We start from the raw sequence: 16,530 nt of genomic DNA on the forward strand, positions 1-16,530 counted from the left end.
CGCTCGCGCCGGGTGGGTCGCTCGCGCCGGGTGGGTCGCTCGTCGCCGAGCGGCGTCGGGAGATCGTGACCGAGTTAGGCGAGCCTTGCCTTCAGAGGGGTAGGATGAACGAGTCATGTCCGAGAACCTCACCCACAGCGCCAGCGCCTGCCGTGCATCCAAGCACGTGCGTGCGCAGCATCTGGTGACGGCCGACGAGTCGTCGCTCTCCGACCTGGAGATGCTCCTGACGACGTTGCCGCTCTGCTCGACCGGCCGCGTGTTCGTCGAGGTTCTGGACGAGAGCGACATCGTCGACATCACGGTTCCGGCGCGCATGACGATCACCTGGCTTGCCCGCTCGCAGCGCAGTGGCGCTCCGGGCACCGGGCGCGCGTGCGCCCCCGGCAGTGCGCTCAGCCGTGCGGTCATCGCGTGGGCCGACGAGATGCTGTGCACCGAAGAGGCGTGCGGCACCTCGGTGACTCTGCTCGGGGGATACCTCGGCACGGCCGATATCGTCGACCACCTCACCGAGGCCCACGGCATCCCTGCCGACCGCATCCGCACCCCCGAGCGCTTCGCGGCCGTCATCCACCGCTGAGCTCCGCCCGCCACCACGCCGTGCACGTTCGCGCGTGTTCGCGTGTCGCGATCTGCCGCCCGCCTACGCGGATTGCGCCACGTGAGCGAGGCCCCCGCGGGCTCAGGTGTCGCAATCGGTCGCTCGGGCCTGCGGATTGCGCCATGTGAGCGAGGTGGGGTGCCCGGGCGAGGTGGGTGCCCGGGTGGCGTGGGGTGCCCGAGTGAGGTGGGGTGCCCGGGTGGCGTGAGCGCCTCGCTGGCTCAGGTGTCGCGATCTGCCGCCGGCCCACGCGCATTGCGCCACGTGAGCGAGGCCCTCGCGGGCTCAGATGTCGCAATCGGTCGCTCGGGCCTGCGGATTGGGCCACGTGAGCGGAGTGGGGTGCCCGGGCGAGGTGGGTGCCCGAGTGAGGTGGGGTGCCCGGGTGGCGTGAGCGCCTCGCTGGCACACGTGTCGCGATCTGCCGCCGGCCCACGCGCATTGCGCCACGTGAGCGAGGCCCTCGCGGGCTCAAGTGTCGCAATCGGTCGCCGGGCCCCGCGGATTGCGCCATGTGAGCGAGGAATGCCGGCGGATGCCGGACCGCCCGGCGTCGTACGACGGGCGGCGGGCGCAGGGCGCCGGATGCGGCGGGGGAGTCAGGCCGAGGGGACGCCGAGCGGCGGTGATGCCGGGCGGCGGAGGGGTCAGGCCGCGGGGCGGCGGGTGCGGGGGAGGTAATTGCCGTCCTCGAGCCCGGCTTCGATCTCGAACCTGTTGCGCAGCGGATCGCGCCCGGCGAACCGGTATAGCACCGGCATGAGGAAGCCGTACCGCCGCCACTGCCGTTCGTGCGTGCTCTCGTGGGCGAGGAGCCGGTCGTCGACCGGCGCGTCACCGGTCAGGAAGCAGTGCCCGACGCAGACGCCCCCGCGGGGGAACGCCCACTCGGGGAGGCCGCGGAAGACGAAGAGCGATCCGTGCCGTTCGATGCGTCCGCGGCTCCAGATGGTTCCCCAGACCCACCCGACGGCGCAGCCGTAGAGGTAACCGGCGCGGCTGATCGGGGAGTCGAGGAGCGCCGCGGGGATGAAGCGGTCGATCCTACGGCCGCGTTCGACGGCCGCTGCGGCGCGCTCGCGCCATCCGGCCGGTGCGGGACGAGCGTTCATGCGAGGGCTCCGATCAGTCGCAGCAGGGTTCCCATGTCATCCGGCGCGCTCGCCGCCGAAGCCGGCGCGAAGCCGGCCAACGACGCGCCGGCCAGAGGCGTCGCCGCGCGGAGTTCCTTGATCGCGGCGATCAGGTCGGCAAGCGCCGCACCGAACGGTTCGGACGCCTTGACCCCGGGCATCTCGGCGGGGTCGAGCACATCCACGTCCACGTGCACGTGGACCGCGTCGACGCCGAGTTCGGCCACAGCAGTCGCCAGCGCGGCGGGATCGCGGAGCGCCTCGGAATCGATGATCCGGATGCCGTGCGCCGCGATGTAGTCGACCTCGGCGTCATCGAGGGCGCGGGCACCGACGAGGATCACATCGCTCGGCCGCACGGTGCCGGACGGGAGAGTCAGCTCGGGAGCGCCGTCACCCAGGACGGCGCGGAGAGCCATGCCCCCGAACGCGTGCGAGGTCGAGGTTTCGGGGGAATGCAGATCGGGGTGAGCGTCGGCCCAGACGACGGCCACCCGACCGTGGTCCGCGGCAGAGCGCCCGACGCCCGCGACGGCCACGCTGCAGTCACCGCCGATCGTCAACGCGCGTTCCGTGAGCGGGGCGAACGCCGCATCCAGCGCCAACCGCACCTGGCGGAGTGCGCTGTAACGGTGCACGCCCGTGCCGAGCTCGTCGCCCGCTTCCAGCGGCACGGGGATGCGCTCGCACGCACTGCGCGGCAGGTCTCCGGCGATGGCGTCGGCGCCGTCGATGAGATTCATGGCCCGCGCGGAGGGCGAGCCCTGCCACTGCGGAACGATCAGAAAACGGGTCACGGGGATTCCTCGGGGGAGCGACGGGGCCGCGCGGACGCGGCCCCGTCGGAGATCACTGCTGGTGCGGCAGCTGCTGCGAGATCTGCTGCTGCGGCGCGGCCTGCGGTTCGGCGCCGGCGCCGAGAGCGCCCTGCGTCGACCCGCCGGCCTTGAGCGCGGCGAGCCGGGCCTCGACCTCGGTCAGTTCACCGATGTCGTCGAGGCTCTCGAACTGGGCGTCGAGGCTCGAGGCGGCGAGCTCCGCCTTGCCCTGCGCGAGCGCCTCCTGGCGGCGGATCTTGTCTTCGAACCGGCCGATGTCGCTCGTCGGGTCGAGCACGTTGACGCTCTTGATCGCGTCGTGCACCTTGTTCTGCGCCTCGGCGACCTTGGCCCGCGCGAGCAGTTCGCTGCGCTTGGTGCGCAGCTGCTCGAGCTTCGTCTTCATGCCGTTGAGGCCGTCCTTGAGCTTGTCGACGACCTCGGTCTGCGCAGCGATCTGAGGTGCGGCGGCCTTGGCCTGGCTCTCCTCGGAGATCTGGCGCTGCAGAGCGATCTTGGCGAGGTTGTCGAACTTGTCGGCATCCGCCCCGTTGCCGGCGTTCCGCATCTCGTCGGCGCGGCGGCTCGCCGCGAGCGCCTTGCTGCCCCACTCGGCTGCCGCCTGGACGTCTTCCTGGTGGTCGCGCTCGAGGAGGCGCAGGTTGCCGATCGTTTCGGCGATCGCCGACTCGGCGTCGGCGATGTTGTTGCTGTAGTCGCGCACGAGCTGGTCGAGCATCTTCTGCGGGTCTTCCGCAGAATCGATCATCGCGTTGACGTTCGCCCGGACGAGGGTCGAGATGCGTCCGAAGATGGACTGCTTGGCCATCGTGTTTCCTTTCCTTGAGGTCGATTCCGGATGCGGCGGGTGCCGGTCCGGATCAGAATCTGCCGCCACCGCGGCGGGAGCGGCCGCCCCCGCCGAAACTTCCGCCGCCGCTGCGTGAGCGCCCGCCGCCGAATCCGCTCCGCGACCCGCCGCCGAGCGATCCGCCGCCGAGCGATCCGCCGCCGAATCCGCCCCCGCCGAATCCGCCGCCGAACCCGCTGCTGCGGCGGCCCCCGCCGAGGATCGAGCCGACGAGCAGGCCGCCCAGCATGGCGCCCATGTCCGAGCCGCCTCCGGTCGGGGCGAAACCGTCGACGTCGCCGCGGGCCGAGTCGATGGCGGATGCTGCGAGCTGGCTGGCCCGCTGCGCCGACTGCAGGGCGCGCTCCGCATCCGCCGACTGCTCCTGCCGTGCCTGAGCGAAGCTCGCTCCCGCCTCGGCGAGCCGCGTGCGGGCGGTCGCGCCGACGGCGCCGCGCCGCGCCGCGATGAAGTCCTCCGCGGCCGAGATCTGCGCCTGCGCCTGGGTCAGGGCAGGTCCGAGCAGCTGCCGGGCGCGTTCGGTGCGGGCGGCGGAGTCTTGCGCGGCGGCGAGCAGCGCGTCGAGTTCGGCGTCGGCAGTCTGCAGGCGCTGCAGCGCCGCGACGGGGTCGCTCGCGGCGCGGTCGGCGTCGATCTCCGCGCGCGCCCCGGCAACGGCCGCCGCGAGGCGCCCGTCCGGGTCGGGCAGCGCGGCGGATGCGGCGATCTCCCGCTCGATCTCGGCGCGGAGGACGGGCACCTGCGCCGCCGCTGCGGTGAGCTGTTCGTCGAGCGTCCGCACGGCCTGCGCGAGACCCTGCGCCTGCGTCAGTGCGTCTTCCGTGGCGCGCAGCGCGAGTGCCGCGGATCCGGTGTCGCCCGTAGCGAGGGCCGCACGGGCCGCGGCGAGCTGTTCGTCGGCGAAGCCGAGCCGGTGCTGCGCCTGTGCGACGTTGTCGGCGACGGTGACGAGCGCCGACCCGGCATAGGTCGCCTCGAGCCGCGCCAACCGGTCGGCCGCCGCGGGAAGGGCGTCGCCGGCGGCCGTGCGGAGCGCGCCGAGTCGCTCGATCGCGGCGGGCGCGTCGGCGCCGAGCCGGCGGAGCGCGGCGAACCGTTCGGACTGCTCTTCGAGCCGGCCGGTCGCCTGCGCGCAGAGCGCGAGCACCTCGGAGTGCCACGCCCGCACCTGTTCGTCGGAGTCGGCGACCTCGTCATCGAGCTTCTGGCGCAGAGAGAACGCGCGGTCGAGCTCGGCGCGGGAGGCGCTGAGGGCCGCCGTGAAATCGGCGGTGGCGGATGCGGGGAACTCGGCGGTCGCGAAGCCGAGCTCTTGCTCACCGGTGCGGATCGCGTCGTCGGTTTCGACGAGCGCTGCGGACGCGCGTCGGGCGAGGTCGGCGGTGCTCTCGGCCGGAGCCGAACCCGAGGCCGAAGTCGCACCCGCCGAGCCCGGCCGGCGACGGCGGCTGCGCACCACGAAGAAGATGACCACGGCCACGATTGCGACACCGGCGATGACCGCGATCACGACTCCCGCATCGACCCCGGAGGATCCGTCACCGGCACCCGAGCCGCCGGTGGCCGCATCCGTGATGCCGGCGGCGGCGGCGGCGATCGCGCCGTTCCAGTCCTGGTCACGCAGCTCCGGCAGCACGTTCTGCTGCTCGATGGTCGACAGTTGGTTCTCGTCGAGGGGGCCGGCGGCGTCGCCGGAGAGGTAGTACTGACCCGCGTCGACCGCGATCGCCAGCAGATACTGGTTGGTCCCGAGACCGTTCTGCTGGGCCGCGGCGTTCGCCCAGCCCTCCGCATCTGCGGGATTGCTGAACCGGTCGACGAAGACGACCCAGAGGTCCAGGCCCGTGTCGTCGGCGAGCTGGTCGAGGCGCACCTCGGCGGCGTCGATCTCGTCCGAGCCGAGCACGGCGGCTTCGTCGAGGACGTAGCCCGATTCGAGCGTGACCGGATCGGCGGCGGATGCGGGCGCCGCACCGAGGAGGACCACCGCGCAGACGGCGGCCAGGGCGAGACTCCCGCGCGCGCGCATCCGTTGCCTCCTCCGGGCACGAACGCGCCCCCGCGTGAAGTCTATGCAGTGGATCTTGTGTTCTGCCCGGGATGGCACGCACGCGGGTCGCTGCCGTCCTCGGGCGCTTCGCGTGGGTACGCTGACCCCCCGATGGACGACCGATACGGACACGATGTTCTCGCCGCGGGATGGCGCGCGAAGCACCAGCGCGAGCTCGCGCGGATCCCGGCCTCGCGCGATCTCGTGGTCGAGGTGGCGGAGGACGGCTACTGCGGCGCGGTGATGTCGGTGACGGGCGGGCTGGTGGAGCTCGAAGACCGGCACGGGCGCCGACGGATGTTCCCGCTCGGGCCTGGTTTCCTCGTCGACGGCGCCCCTGTCGTGCTCGTGGCGGCGCCGCCCGCCGCCGCTGGCGCCCCGAAGCGGACCGCATCCGGATCCTTCGCCGTCGCCGATGCGCGCGCCCGCGTCGCGCGACCGAGCCGGATCCTGGTCGAGGGGCGGCATGACGCCGAACTCGTGGAGAAGGTGTGGGGCGACGACCTGCGGGTCGAAGGCGTGGTGGTGGAGTATCTGCAGGGCGTCGATCTGCTCTCGGACCTACTGGATGCGGAGCCGCCGAACGCCGAGCGCCGGTACGGGGTACTGGTCGACCACCTGGTGACGGGGTCGAAGGAGGCCCGCATCGCGCAGGCGGTGGAGCGCGGCCGGCACGGCGCGCACGTGCGGATCGTCGGCCACCCGTACATCGACGTGTGGCAGTGCGTGACTCCGCAGGCGGTCGGCATCCGGGCGTGGCCCGAGGTGCCCCGCGGCACCGACTGGAAGACCGGCGTCTGCCGCGCGCTCGGCTGGCCGGCGCGAGACCAGGCGGACTTCGCCCGGGCCTGGCAGCGGATCCTCGCGTCGGTGCACTCCTACCGTGACCTGGAGCCCGCGCTGCTCGGACGCGTCGAGGAGCTCATCGACTTCGTCACGGCCTGAGCGGGCGCCGAAAGGGCGTTCGGGGGCCGCGTGATCACGCGCAGCCCGCGCGCTGATTACGCTCGGAGGGTGACCGACCCCGCATCCGGCTCCTTTCGCGACCGTCCCGTCTCCTTCGTTCGGCGGAGCGGACGGATGACCGAAGCGCAGGATCGCGCGTGGAGCGAGCTCGCGCCCGCCCTCGTGCTCGACGTCGTGCGCGGGGAGGCGGTGACGAGCATCGCGCCCGGGGCCGAGATCGATCCGGAGGCGGTGTGGGGGCGCCGGGCGCCGCTCATCGTGGAGATCGGATCGGGTCAGGGGCACGCGATCATGCACGCCGCGACCACGCGACCGGATGCGGACTTCCTCGCGGTCGAGGTGTTCCGCGCGGGTCTTGCCCGCACGATGCTCGACGCCGAGCGCGCGGACGTGCGGAACCTGCGCCTGGTCGAGGCGAACGCGCCCGAGGTGCTCGCACACCTGCTGCCGGCGGCATCCGTCGATGAGCTGTGGATCTTCTTCCCCGACCCGTGGCACAAGAACAAGCACACCAAGCGGCGCCTCGTGCAGCCGGAGTTCGCCCCGCTGGCCGCGCGCGTCCTGCGCCCCGGGGGAACGCTGCGACTCGCGACGGACTGGGAGGACTACGCGGTGCAGATGCGCGACGTCCTCGACCGGGCGGACGATCTGACCCGCGGTTTCGAGGGGGACTGGGCGCCCCGGTTCGAGGGGCGAGTGCGGACGGCGTTCGAGCGCAAGGGCGAACGCGTCGGGCGCGCCATCCGAGACCTCGCGTACGTGCGGCCGGGGGCCTGAGGTGATCGCCGAACGCGAGCAGATCGCCGTCCGAGAGCTCCGGGTCGGCGCCGTCGTTCCCGCCCTCCTCACCTGCCTCGCCGCTCCGGCGTTCTTCGTGCTGCTCACCCCCTGGCTCGGCTGGCTGCTGCTCGCCGCGGGGCTGCTCACCGCGTGGGCGTGGGATCGACGCAGGCCGCAGAACCCGCTCGTGCCCGACGGGCCTCGGGCGCCGTCGCTTCTTCGCGACCTGTCGCTCATCGCGGCCGGGATGCTGATCGTGAGCGCCATCCCGCTCGCGGCCGAGCTCGACAACGTCGCGATGCTGCGATTCACGCTCGCGCTCGGCGGCGCCGTGGTGGTGCCCTATGCGATCTCGCGGTTCGTGTACCGCGATCGCGCCATCCGCTTCCCTTGGCGAGGAGGCGGGACGTGGACGCGCTTCCAGTGGGCGTGGCTCGCGGCGGTGCTGGTGCTGGGATGGGCGATTCTGCCGTTCTATTTCATCACCTCGGGCGTCTACCAGAACTGGCCCGTCGTCGACTCGCCCGAACTCATCGCGCGGCTGTTCGTCGGGGTGGGAGCGGTCGGGATCTGGGACGAACTGTTCTTCATCTGCACGGTCTTCGCCCTCCTGCGTCGGCACCTGCCGATGCCGGCCGCGAACGTTCTGCAGACGATCGTCTTCGTCTCCTTCCTCTGGGAGCTCGGCTACCGCGCGTGGGGTCCGGTGCTCACCATCCCCTTCGCATTGCTGCAAGGCTTCGTGTTCTTGCGCACCCGGTCGCTCGGCTATGTCGTGACCGTGCACCTGCTGTTCGACGCGGTCGTCTTCGCGGTGCTCGTGCACGCGCACAACCCGGGCCTGCTGGACGGCTGGTTCCTGGTCTGAGGTGCGGTCCGCCGGCGGATGCTGCGGCGGGGGAATCAGCCGGGCACGTGCTCGGTGAGGATACGGGTCAGCAGAAGCCGAGCTGTCAGCCCGCCCCCCGGTGTGTCGACGAGGGTGATTGCTCCGCCGTCGTGCTCCACGAGTTCGCGGGCGATCGCCAGCCCCAATCCGGAACCCCCGACCGTCGTGCTCCAGAAGCGATCGAACGCCCGCGCCCGGTCCTCCGCCGACATCCCCGGCCCGTGGTCGATCACCTCGATGAGCGCCCCCGAGGACAGAGTCGACTCGCGGATGGTCACGATGCCGCCGGCGGGACTTGCCCGGAGCGCGTTGTCGATGAGGTTGTCGAGCGCCTGCTCGAGATGGCCGGTCGTCGCGCGGACGTGTCGCTCTGCGGACGCCATCTCGACGACGATCCGGACACCCGCGTCCTCGGCGGATTCCGCCCAGAAGCGACCGCGCTCGCCGAGCACCGCACCGACGTCGATCGCGGCGGGTGCGCCCGACGGTGCTTGGCTTCGCGCCAGCGCGAGCAAGTCGGAGACGAGTCGACTGAGGCGACCGGATTCGCGCAGGGCGCGATCGACGGCGGCCTTGTCGTCCGGATCGTGCAGGCGATCGTGCAGGTTCTCAAGTCCCAGGCGGAGCGCGGTGAGCGGCGTTCGCAGCTGGTGCGACGCGTCCGCCGTGAACGCCTGCTGAGCGGAAAGGAGGACGTCGATCCGCCGGGCGGCTTCGTTGAGGGTGTCGGCGAGGCGTCGCATCTCCGGGGGACCCATCTCGTCGAGGTTCGCGCGGACCTTCACGTCGCCGTCGGAGATGCGGCCGGCCATCGCGTCCAGAAGCCGGAGCGGGCGCAGGATCGACGTCGCGACAACCGCGCTCACGATCACCGACAGCACGAGGACGATCGAACCCACGCCGAGCCGGAAGAGCCAGATGCTCTGCACCTGAGCATCCACCGGCGCACTCGGTACGGTCACCCGCACGGCACCGTCGACACGGCCCTCGTCGGTTTTGGCGGGAACGGTGACCTGGAGCCCCTTCTCACCCAGCACGGATTCGTCGAGCGATCGGACGCTCTCCTCGCCTGCCAGGGCCGCGTCGAAGTCCACGTCCTGGGCGCCGACGACCGCGCGCCCGAGGGCGGGTTCGCGGTCGGTGCCGATGAGTTCGACCCGTCCGGCGGTCTGGTCTTCGACCTCGTCGCGGAGCTGTACCAGCGCCAGTCGCGCGCCGCGCGGTGGCCTCGTCAGCTTCTGTCGCCGTCGCGAGGAGCACCGCGATCGTGCGTGCTTCTCTCAGGGCGACCTCGCGCTGGCCGTCGCGCAGCAGTTGACTGAGATTCAGCCCGACCGGCAACGTGAACGCGATGAGGGCGATCGTGACGATCACCAGGTACGACGTGACGAGCCTACGGCGCATCGGCGCGCTCCACTCGGAAACCGACCCCCCGAACGGTCGTGATCACGACGTCCGGTCCGAGCTTCTGGCGGAGCGCCGACACGTGCACGTCAAGGGTGCGTGTCGAGCCGAACCAGTGGCTGTCCCATACCTCGTCGATGAGTGACTCGCGGGTGAGCACCGAACCCGCGCGGCGGGTGAGCGCGACGAGGAGGTCGAACTCCTTGGGGGCGAGTGCCACCTCGCCGTCGCCTCGTCGCACTCGTCGCGCAGCGACGTCGATCGATACGGTGCCCACGTCGATGGGCGGGGGTGCGACCTCGTCGCGTGTGCCGCCCATCGCCGGGGCATCGCCCGCGTGGCGGCGGGTCACCGCACGGATCCGTGCCACGATCTCGCGCACGCCGAACGGCTTGGCGACGTAGTCGTCGGCGCCTACTTCGAGTCCCGCGACCGTGTCGACCTCATCGCCCCGTGCGGTGATCACGATGATCGGCACGTTCGACACGGCGCGAAGCTGGCGGCACACGTCGAGTCCGTCCATATCGGGCAGCCCGAGGTCGAGCAGGATGAGGTCGGGAGGAGCGGCGGCGAGCGCCTCCCTCCCGGACATCACCCACTCGACCTCGTAGCCGTACCGCGTGAGACCCTCGCGAAGCGAGTCGGCGATGGATGGATCGTCTTCCACGATCAGAACAAGCACGACAGATGGTCTCACCCTCTTCTGGGCGTGCGGCGGACGGGGCGGATCGAGGAGAGGGGACGACGAGCGCCTACTCCGCGGACGGCTCTTTCGACGAGTGGTGTTCGACGATCAACCACTCGCCGTCGACCTCCTGGTAGACGAACGTGAACCGGGCCGGCACGACGTCGCCGGTCGCGCCCATCGTGAAGGTGTAGAGGCCGGAGTGGGAGACGAATCCGTCCCCGAGGTCGCGAACCACACCCTCGGTGATCTCCCCGGAAGGTTCGTTCTGAAGGAACCCCTCGAAGTACTCGAGGCGTTCCTCGGGGGTGTCGTGGATGCCGGGGGCCACCGTCGGCAGAAGCACCGCATCCTCGGCGTAATACTCGTTCACCTGTTCCGGGTCTCCCGTGGCGAGCGCGGCGTTCCACTCCTCGAACAGCGCCTGCACCTCGGAGTCGGTCGGCGCCGTCGCGGCCGTCGCGGCGGGAGCGGCCTCCGCCGCGGTGGCGGCGCAGCCCGTCAACGCGAACACTCCGGCGACGGGCAGAGCGAGCAGGGGGAGTGCGGAGCGGTGTCGTCGAGGCATGATTCGTTCCTTCGCGTAAGGGCCGGTTCTCCGGCCGACGGTGAGCGTGAATCCAGCCTCGTGAATCGACCGTCATCACCCGGTCAGGAGAACGTCAAGGGTTGGTCAGCATCCCGTTCACGCGCCTCCGGTGCGTCTCGTGCGGGCCGCGTTCACCGGGCGGCGGGCCGGGGCATGGCATGATCCTCCAGTGACGGATCGCCGCATCCGCACGTTTCGTGAGCGCCGCTGGCGCGGAAGGGATCCCGTGACCGCCACCGGCTCGTCCCGCCCGACGACGGACGCACGCACCGGCCGCCTCCCCGCCGCCCTGTCCCGGGCGCGCGCCGGAGTCGTCACCTGGTTCGACGATGTGATCCGCCCCGACCCCCGGGTCCGCCCCGTCACTCGACGCGATCTCGTCGGCGTGATGTGGATCTGGGTGATCGGTCGGGTGCTGAGCCTCGCGATGCTCGCGATCTGGTACGGATTCTCGAAAGCGTTCTCGTGGAGTTTCGGCGCGCAGGGGCTGCCCGTGGGCGACTTCCTGTCGTTCCTCACCGCGTGGGATGCGGATCGCTACGGACGGATCTCCCGGATCGGGTACCCGGCGGAGCTCCCGGTCGACACGACCGGCGCCGTGTTCCCGAACGACTGGGCGTTCATGCCGATCTTCCCGGTGCTCGAACGGTGGGTCTCGGATGCGACGGGGTGGGGGTGGCAGCTCAGCGGGGTGCTGCTCGGCATCCTGTTCAGCGCCGGTGCCACGATCATGCTCTTCCTGCTGCTTCGCGCCGTGACGACGCCGAGCCAGGCGCGGTGGGCGGTCATCCTGTTCAGCTTCGGTCCGCTGTCGTTCATCTTCATGGTGGCCTACGCCGAGTCGCTGTTCCTCTTCCTGCTCTTCCTGGGACTGTGGCTCGCGGTGCGTCGCCGTTACGCCTGGATCGCCCCGGTCGGGGTGCTCGCCGCGTACACCCGCCCGGGCGCGCTGGTGCTCGCCCTGGCGCTGGGCATCGTGTTCCTCGTGCGCTGGGCACGCCACCGTATCGATCCGTTCCCACGCGGCCAGGTCATCGGCCTGATCGTCGCCGGTGTCTCGATCGCCGCCGCGGGCCTGTCGTGGTCGTGGATCGTGGAGATCACGACCGATCTGCCGCACGCGTACGTGCTGACCGAGACGTCCTGGTGGCGTCCGTTCCTCGGGCCGGTGCAATTCGTTCCGCTGACGCCCTGGTTCCTGTTCGCCTGGAACTTCCTCGGGGTCTTCGGCATCCTGATCGTGTTGGCCGTCATCGCCGCGTTCGCCCTGTTCGTCTGGTCGAAGCCGTTCCGGCGCCTGGGGCTCGTGATCGGCGTCTACACCGTGAGCTACGGGCTGTACCTCTTCGCGGTGTTCCTTCCGCAGCAGAGCCTGTTCCGGCTCCTGCTGCCGGTGGCGCCGCTCCTCGGCCACGAGAAGCTCAGCTCGTCGCGGGCCTGGCGGCGGGTGACGCTCGGCACCGCCATCGGATCCCAGCTCCTGGCGACCCTCGTCCTCTGGACCGTCGGCTATCCGTAACGCGGCCCCGACCCGCCCCGCGTGCTCGGCGGCCGCTCGCGGATGCTAATCTCGATCGGTACGCCTCCGTAGCTCAGTGGATAGAGCGCCGGTTTCCGGTACCGTAGGTCGCTGGTTCGACTCCAGTCGGGGGCACACGCGAAAATCCCAGGTCATGCCTGGGATTTTCTGCATTCTGCCCCGTGCTTGTGCGCACAGGCGGGGCGCGCGGGCGTTCCGCGGGGCGTGAGGAACCGCATCCGACCTACTCTGCGCGGAGCGGTCTGGCAAGCGTCGATGGCAGATGGGCCGCGTTCGTAGGGTGGCTGGCACAGCCCCCATCGGAAGAGGTTCGCCGTGCCATCCACATCCTCCCGCGGAGTCGCGGTCGTCACCGGCGGAACGGCGGGCCTCGGCCGCGCCACCGCACGCGAACTCGCCGGCCGGGGGTGGAACGTCGCCGTGCTCGCCCGCGGGCAGGACGGCATCGACGGAACCATCGCCGACATCGAGAAGATCGGCCAGCGCGGCTACGGCGTATCGGTCGACGTCGCCGACGCCACGGCGGTCGACGCCGCCGCGGAAGAGATCGAGCGCGAACTCGGGCCCATCGACCTGTGGGTCAACAACGCGATGACCGGCACGATCTCGGAGTTCCTCGACACCGATCGGGCCGACTTCGAACGGGCCACGGCCGTCACGTACTTCGGTGTCGTCAACGGCACCCGCGTCGCGCTCCGCCGGATGGTGCCCCGCCAGCGAGGGCAGGTCATCCAGATCGGTTCGGCCCTGGCGCACCGCGGCATCCCCCTGCAGTCGGCGTACTGCGGGGCGAAGCACGCCATCCACGGGTTCACCGACTCGGTTGTCGCCGAACTCACGCACGGCAAGGTCCCCGTCGCCGTCTCGATCGTCGACATGCCGGCCCTGAACACCGTGCAGTTCGGGTGGGTCAAGTCGGCGTTCTCCGACCACCCGCAGCCCGTCCCGCCGATCTACCAGCCCGAGGTCGGTGCGCGCGCGATCGCGGACGTGGCCGATACCCCGCGGCGGCGCACCTGGGTGGGCGAGTCGACCGTCGGCCTCGTGCTCGGCACGCGCTTCGCCGGCCGCTTCATGGACTGGTACCTCGCCAAGAACGCCTACGAGGGTCAGCTGGCCCCCGATCACCACGAACCCATGATGGCGCCGAACCTCTACGAGCCGGTTCCCGGAGATCATGGCGCGCGCGGCGTCTTCTCGGCCGAAGCGCGAGGCGGCAGCGTGCAGACGTGGGCGATCCGCCACCGCCGGGCCCTGAGCGTCACGGGAGCGGCGGCCGCCGCCCTCGGGGCCGCGACCGGATGGCGGGTTCTCGCGGCCCGCCGCTGAGGCATCCGCAGATTTCGACACCCGCCCCCTTCCGAGAAAGGATGACGTATGGCTCGCAACGTGAGGATCCTGGCCTGCACCCCGGAGGATGTCTTCCGGGTCTTCGACAACGGGTGGTTGTTCCCGGTGTGGGTGGTCGGCGCGTCCCGGATGCGGGACGTTTCCGGCGACTGGCCGGCCGTCGGTTCCCGGCTTCACCATTCGTTCGGGGTCTGGCCGGCTCTCATCGATGACGTCACCGAGGTGCTCGAGTACGAGGCCGGACGACGCTTCGTGCTCCGCGCCAAGGGGTGGCCGATGGGGGAGGCGCGCGTCGCGATCGACGTGAAGGCGCACGGCGAGAAGACCCTCGTCCGCATCCAGGAGGAAGCGGTGGCGGGGCCGGGGGCGTGGATCCCCGGGCCGCTGCTCGACATCCCGCTCCGCTGGCGCAACGCCGAGACGCTGCACCGACTCGCCTACCTGGCCGAGGGCATCCCCGCCCATTCGGTCGGGGCGAGCACCGCCGACCGAGAGATCTCGGAGACGGCGGAAGACGACTCGCCCGCACCCCGCGGGGAAGGCGCGTCGACGTCGTGACGGCGGAACTCGATGTCGTGGTCGTCGGCAGCGGGCCGAACGGGATGGCCGCCGCCGTGACCCTCGCCCGCGCGGGGCTCCAGGTGCGCGTGTACGAACGGTCGGACCACGCGGGCGGGGGCGCGGCCACCCGGGAGCTGACCCTGCCCGGATTCCTGCACGACGTGTGCTCCGCGGTGCATCCGCTGGCGTTCGAGTCGCGGTTCTTCCGGGAGTTCGCGCTGGCCTCGCGCGTCGAGTTCGCCGTGCCCGACATCTCCTACGCGCACCCGTTGGACGGCGGCCGCGCGGTCGTCGCCTACCGTGATCTCGGCCGGACGGCGGCCGAGCTCGGCGTCGACGGGCCCGCCTATGCGCGCGTGATGGCGCCGCTGGCCCGGCACTCCGCATCCGTCGCCGACTTCACCGGCGGTTCGCTGCTGCGCGTGCCCGGCGACCCGGTCACCGCCCTCCGCTTCGGCCTGCGCGCGCTCGAGCAGGGCTCGCCGCTGTGGAACCTGCGCTTCCGCGAAGAGAACGCGCCCGCGCTGATGACCGGCGTTGCGGCGCACACGATTCTGCGCCAGCCGAGCATCGCCGGGGCGGGCGGCGGTCTGGCGCTCGCCGCCTACGGACACGCGCGCGGATGGCCGGTGCCCATCGGCGGCAGTGGGGCCATCATCGACGCGATGGCCGACGACCTGCGCGCCCACGGCGGCGAGATCGTCACGGGGCACGAGGTGCGGTCGCTCGCCGAGCTGCCGCCCGCGCGCGCGGTGCTGCTCGACGTCACTCCCGACGCACTGATCCGGATGGCGGGCGACGCGATCCCGACCCCCTATCGGGCCGCGCTCGAACGCTTCCGCTACGGCGGCGGGGTCGCGAAGGTCGACTTCGCGCTCTCCGACCCCGTGCCGTGGGCGAATGCGTCGCTCCGCCGCACCGCGACGGTGCACGTCGGCGGTACGCGGGCGGAGGTCGCCGCATCCGAGAACGCGGTCTCGGCGGGGCGCCTGAGCGAGGCCCCTTACGTGCTCGTCACGCAGCCGTCCCTCTTCGATTCCGGGCGGGCCCCGGGAGATGCCCACACGCTGTGGGCCTACACGCACGTGCCGGCAGGGTCCCCCGCCGATCGCGAGGAGGCCATCGTCCGTCAGATCGAGCGGTTCGCGCCCGGATTCCGCGACACGATCCTCGCGTCGCACTCGCGCAACGCCGTCGAGATATCTCGCGACAACCCCAACTACCCGGGCGGCGACATCTCCGCGGGCGCCCCCAGCCTGCTCCAACTGCTGCGCCGGCCGACGCTGAGCCCGGACCCGTGGCGCACCCCCATGAAGGGCGTCTACCTCTGCTCGGCGTCGACGAGTCCCGGGCCGGGTGTGCACGGACTAGGGGGTTGGTGGGCGGCGCGGAGTGCGCTCCGGCACGAGTTCGGCACCCGATTCCTGCCCGACCTCTCACCGGTCTGACGCCCTGCGCAGGGCTCAGGATGCGGGGGCGAGGCTCGCCAGGGCACGCGCGAGGCGCTCGGCGAGATACGCGTGTCCGGCCGTCGTCGGGTGGTTGCGGCCGATCTCGCCGGTGTCGATGATCCACCCATAGTCGGCCGGGCTGATCCACTGCTCCGTGACGGGTGAGATGTACGCCCACCCGCGCGATGCCGCGAGCCCCGCCAGGGTGCGGTCGATCCGGGCGGTCGCGTCTTCCACCGGCAGCACCTGCGGGGCGGGCCCGAGGATCACGATCGGAGTCGACGGGTACCGCGCGGTCAGGGCGTCCCAGGCGGCGCCGACCGCATCCGCGTAGCCCTCCGCCGGCTCGCGGCGGTCGTTGATCGAACCCTGCACGACGATCAGGTCGGGATCCAGGTCCGGGTCGAGCCGCGCGATGCGCTCGCCGAACGTGCCGATGCCCTCGAGTCCCGGCACGAGGTAGCCGCTGCCGCGCACCCCGTCGACGATCGTCTCGCCGCGGATGAGCCCGGCCACGACGTAGGCGTAGCCGTCGGTGGGTACGGTCGCTGCCGAACCGTAGGTCCAGGAGTCGCCGAACACGAGCACGCGGGGGTTCTCCGGAAGCACCAGCGGGGCCACCGCGAGGGCCTCGGCGGGAACGGCTTCGGCGCGGCCGACCGTCGCGTCGCTCGCCGCCCACGGGTGCCAGAGCGCGAGGGCGCACACGACGGCGATGGCCGCCGCGAACCCGCTCAGCGCGACGAGGGAACGTCGAGCGCGGGCGCGGGAGGGGCGGGCCATGCGACGAGCGTACGACGTACGGCGCGCCCGGCGTCACGCGCCCGTCACGCCTCGAC

Annotated in this window: 16 protein-coding genes and 1 tRNA gene; 9 read left to right on the forward strand and 8 right to left on the reverse strand. The window is 71.6% G+C overall.

Going from position 1 to position 16,530, the window contains the following annotated elements; translation table 11 throughout:
- Window positions 1-115 precede the first annotated feature (115 nt).
- Window positions 116-583, forward strand: a complete 468-nt coding sequence (locus LQ938_RS04580; RefSeq protein ID WP_223723514.1) for an SIP domain-containing protein — start codon at window positions 116-118, stop codon at window positions 581-583.
- 668 nt (window positions 584-1,251) lie between these two features.
- On the opposite strand, the gene LQ938_RS04585 is transcribed toward LQ938_RS04580, so the two are convergent.
- The 4 genes from LQ938_RS04585 to LQ938_RS04600 are packed head-to-tail and all read right to left on the reverse strand — an operon-like array spanning window position 1,252 to window position 5,455.
- Window positions 1,252-1,716, reverse strand: a complete 465-nt coding sequence (locus tag LQ938_RS04585; protein ID WP_223723513.1) for a Fe-S oxidoreductase — start codon at window positions 1,714-1,716, stop codon at window positions 1,252-1,254.
- Window positions 1,713-2,534: an arginase family protein gene (locus tag LQ938_RS04590; RefSeq protein WP_223723512.1), complete on the reverse strand. Its 822-nt coding sequence runs from the start codon at window positions 2,532-2,534 to the stop codon at window positions 1,713-1,715. The genes LQ938_RS04585 and LQ938_RS04590 overlap by 4 nt, the downstream gene beginning before the upstream one ends.
- Window positions 2,535-2,586: 52 nt before the next feature.
- A complete protein-coding gene (locus LQ938_RS04595; RefSeq protein ID WP_223723511.1) occupies window positions 2,587-3,384 on the reverse strand; it encodes a PspA/IM30 family protein in 798 nt (265 codons plus the stop codon).
- A 52-nt stretch (window positions 3,385-3,436) separates the two neighbouring features.
- Window positions 3,437-5,455 (reverse strand): TPM domain-containing protein, encoded by a 2,019-nt coding sequence (locus LQ938_RS04600; protein ID WP_223723510.1) that lies wholly within the window; start codon window positions 5,453-5,455, stop codon window positions 3,437-3,439.
- A gap of 132 nt (window positions 5,456-5,587) precedes the next feature.
- On the opposite strand from LQ938_RS04600, the gene LQ938_RS04605 reads away from it, so the two are divergent.
- From LQ938_RS04605 to LQ938_RS04615, 3 genes are all read left to right on the forward strand, one after another.
- On the forward strand, window positions 5,588-6,421 hold the full coding sequence (locus LQ938_RS04605; RefSeq protein ID WP_223723509.1) for a DUF3097 family protein: 834 nt from the start codon (window positions 5,588-5,590) through the stop codon (window positions 6,419-6,421).
- 135 nt (window positions 6,422-6,556) lie between these two features.
- Window positions 6,557-7,219, forward strand: a complete 663-nt coding sequence (gene trmB, locus LQ938_RS04610; RefSeq protein ID WP_223723566.1) for a tRNA (guanosine(46)-N7)-methyltransferase TrmB — start codon at window positions 6,557-6,559, stop codon at window positions 7,217-7,219.
- A gap of 1 nt (window position 7,220) precedes the next feature.
- A complete protein-coding gene (locus LQ938_RS04615; RefSeq protein WP_223723508.1) occupies window positions 7,221-8,090 on the forward strand; it encodes a CPBP family intramembrane glutamic endopeptidase in 870 nt (289 codons plus the stop codon).
- Window positions 8,091-8,125: 35 nt separating this feature from the next.
- Here the strand turns inward: LQ938_RS04615 and LQ938_RS04620 are convergent, their stop codons facing one another.
- The 3 genes from LQ938_RS04620 to LQ938_RS04630 all read right to left on the reverse strand — a co-directional run bounded on the left by LQ938_RS04620 (window position 8,126) and on the right by LQ938_RS04630 (window position 10,768).
- Window positions 8,126-9,205 carry a sensor histidine kinase gene (locus LQ938_RS04620; RefSeq protein ID WP_223723507.1) on the reverse strand — a complete coding sequence of 360 codons (1,080 nt, stop codon included), beginning with the start codon at window positions 9,203-9,205 and terminating at the stop codon, window positions 8,126-8,128.
- Window positions 9,206-9,504: 299 nt separating this feature from the next.
- The gene (locus LQ938_RS04625) at window positions 9,505-10,197 is read right to left on the reverse strand and encodes a response regulator transcription factor (RefSeq protein ID WP_269216579.1); all 693 of its coding nucleotides are present in this window, start codon (window positions 10,195-10,197) and stop codon (window positions 9,505-9,507) included.
- 70 nt (window positions 10,198-10,267) lie between these two features.
- A complete protein-coding gene (locus LQ938_RS04630; RefSeq protein ID WP_223723505.1) occupies window positions 10,268-10,768 on the reverse strand; it encodes an SgcJ/EcaC family oxidoreductase in 501 nt (166 codons plus the stop codon).
- Between the two features lie 247 nt (window positions 10,769-11,015).
- Here LQ938_RS04630 and LQ938_RS04635 point away from each other — a divergent pair, with 247 nt between their 5' ends.
- The 5 genes from LQ938_RS04635 to LQ938_RS04655 all read left to right on the forward strand — a co-directional run bounded on the left by LQ938_RS04635 (window position 11,016) and on the right by LQ938_RS04655 (window position 15,688).
- Window positions 11,016-12,308 carry a hypothetical protein gene (locus tag LQ938_RS04635; RefSeq protein ID WP_223723504.1) on the forward strand — a complete coding sequence of 431 codons (1,293 nt, stop codon included), beginning with the start codon at window positions 11,016-11,018 and terminating at the stop codon, window positions 12,306-12,308.
- Between the two features lie 62 nt (window positions 12,309-12,370).
- Window positions 12,371-12,443: transfer RNA gene (locus tag LQ938_RS04640), tRNA-Arg, on the forward strand.
- 201 nt (window positions 12,444-12,644) lie between these two features.
- On the forward strand, window positions 12,645-13,658 hold the full coding sequence (locus LQ938_RS04645) for an SDR family oxidoreductase (RefSeq protein WP_223723503.1): 1,014 nt from the start codon (window positions 12,645-12,647) through the stop codon (window positions 13,656-13,658).
- 48 nt (window positions 13,659-13,706) lie between these two features.
- Entirely contained in the window at window positions 13,707-14,237 is a 531-nt protein-coding gene (locus tag LQ938_RS04650) for an SRPBCC family protein (protein WP_223723502.1), read from the forward strand.
- Entirely contained in the window at window positions 14,234-15,688 is a 1,455-nt protein-coding gene (locus tag LQ938_RS04655) for a phytoene desaturase family protein (protein WP_223723501.1), read from the forward strand. The genes LQ938_RS04650 and LQ938_RS04655 overlap by 4 nt, the downstream gene beginning before the upstream one ends.
- Window positions 15,689-15,703: 15 nt before the next feature.
- Here the strand turns inward: LQ938_RS04655 and LQ938_RS04660 are convergent, their stop codons facing one another.
- Window positions 15,704-16,474 (reverse strand): SGNH/GDSL hydrolase family protein, encoded by a 771-nt coding sequence (locus tag LQ938_RS04660; protein WP_223723500.1) that lies wholly within the window; start codon window positions 16,472-16,474, stop codon window positions 15,704-15,706.
- Window positions 16,475-16,530 lie beyond the last annotated feature (56 nt).

The sequence above is a fragment of the Microbacterium sp. cx-55 genome, from assembly GCF_021117345.1.
In the GTDB taxonomy this organism is placed as follows: domain Bacteria; phylum Actinomycetota; class Actinomycetes; order Actinomycetales; family Microbacteriaceae; genus Microbacterium.

Coding starts and splice junctions, on each gene's coding strand:
- LQ938_RS04580 (WP_223723514.1), top strand. CDS start 116: ATGTCCGAGAACCTCACCCACAGCGCCAGCGCCTGCCGTGCATCCAAG.
- LQ938_RS04585 (WP_223723513.1), bottom strand. CDS start 1,716: ATGAACGCTCGTCCCGCACCGGCCGGATGGCGCGAGCGCGCCGCAGCG.
- LQ938_RS04595 (WP_223723511.1), bottom strand. CDS start 3,384: ATGGCCAAGCAGTCCATCTTCGGACGCATCTCGACCCTCGTCCGGGCG.
- LQ938_RS04600 (WP_223723510.1), bottom strand. CDS start 5,455: ATGCGCGCGCGCGGGAGTCTCGCCCTGGCCGCCGTCTGCGCGGTGGTC.
- LQ938_RS04605 (WP_223723509.1), top strand. CDS start 5,588: ATGGACGACCGATACGGACACGATGTTCTCGCCGCGGGATGGCGCGCG.
- trmB (WP_223723566.1), top strand. CDS start 6,557: ATGACCGAAGCGCAGGATCGCGCGTGGAGCGAGCTCGCGCCCGCCCTC.
- LQ938_RS04630 (WP_223723505.1), bottom strand. CDS start 10,768: ATGCCTCGACGACACCGCTCCGCACTCCCCCTGCTCGCTCTGCCCGTC.
- LQ938_RS04650 (WP_223723502.1), top strand. CDS start 13,707: ATGGCTCGCAACGTGAGGATCCTGGCCTGCACCCCGGAGGATGTCTTC.
- LQ938_RS04660 (WP_223723500.1), bottom strand. CDS start 16,474: ATGGCCCGCCCCTCCCGCGCCCGCGCTCGACGTTCCCTCGTCGCGCTG.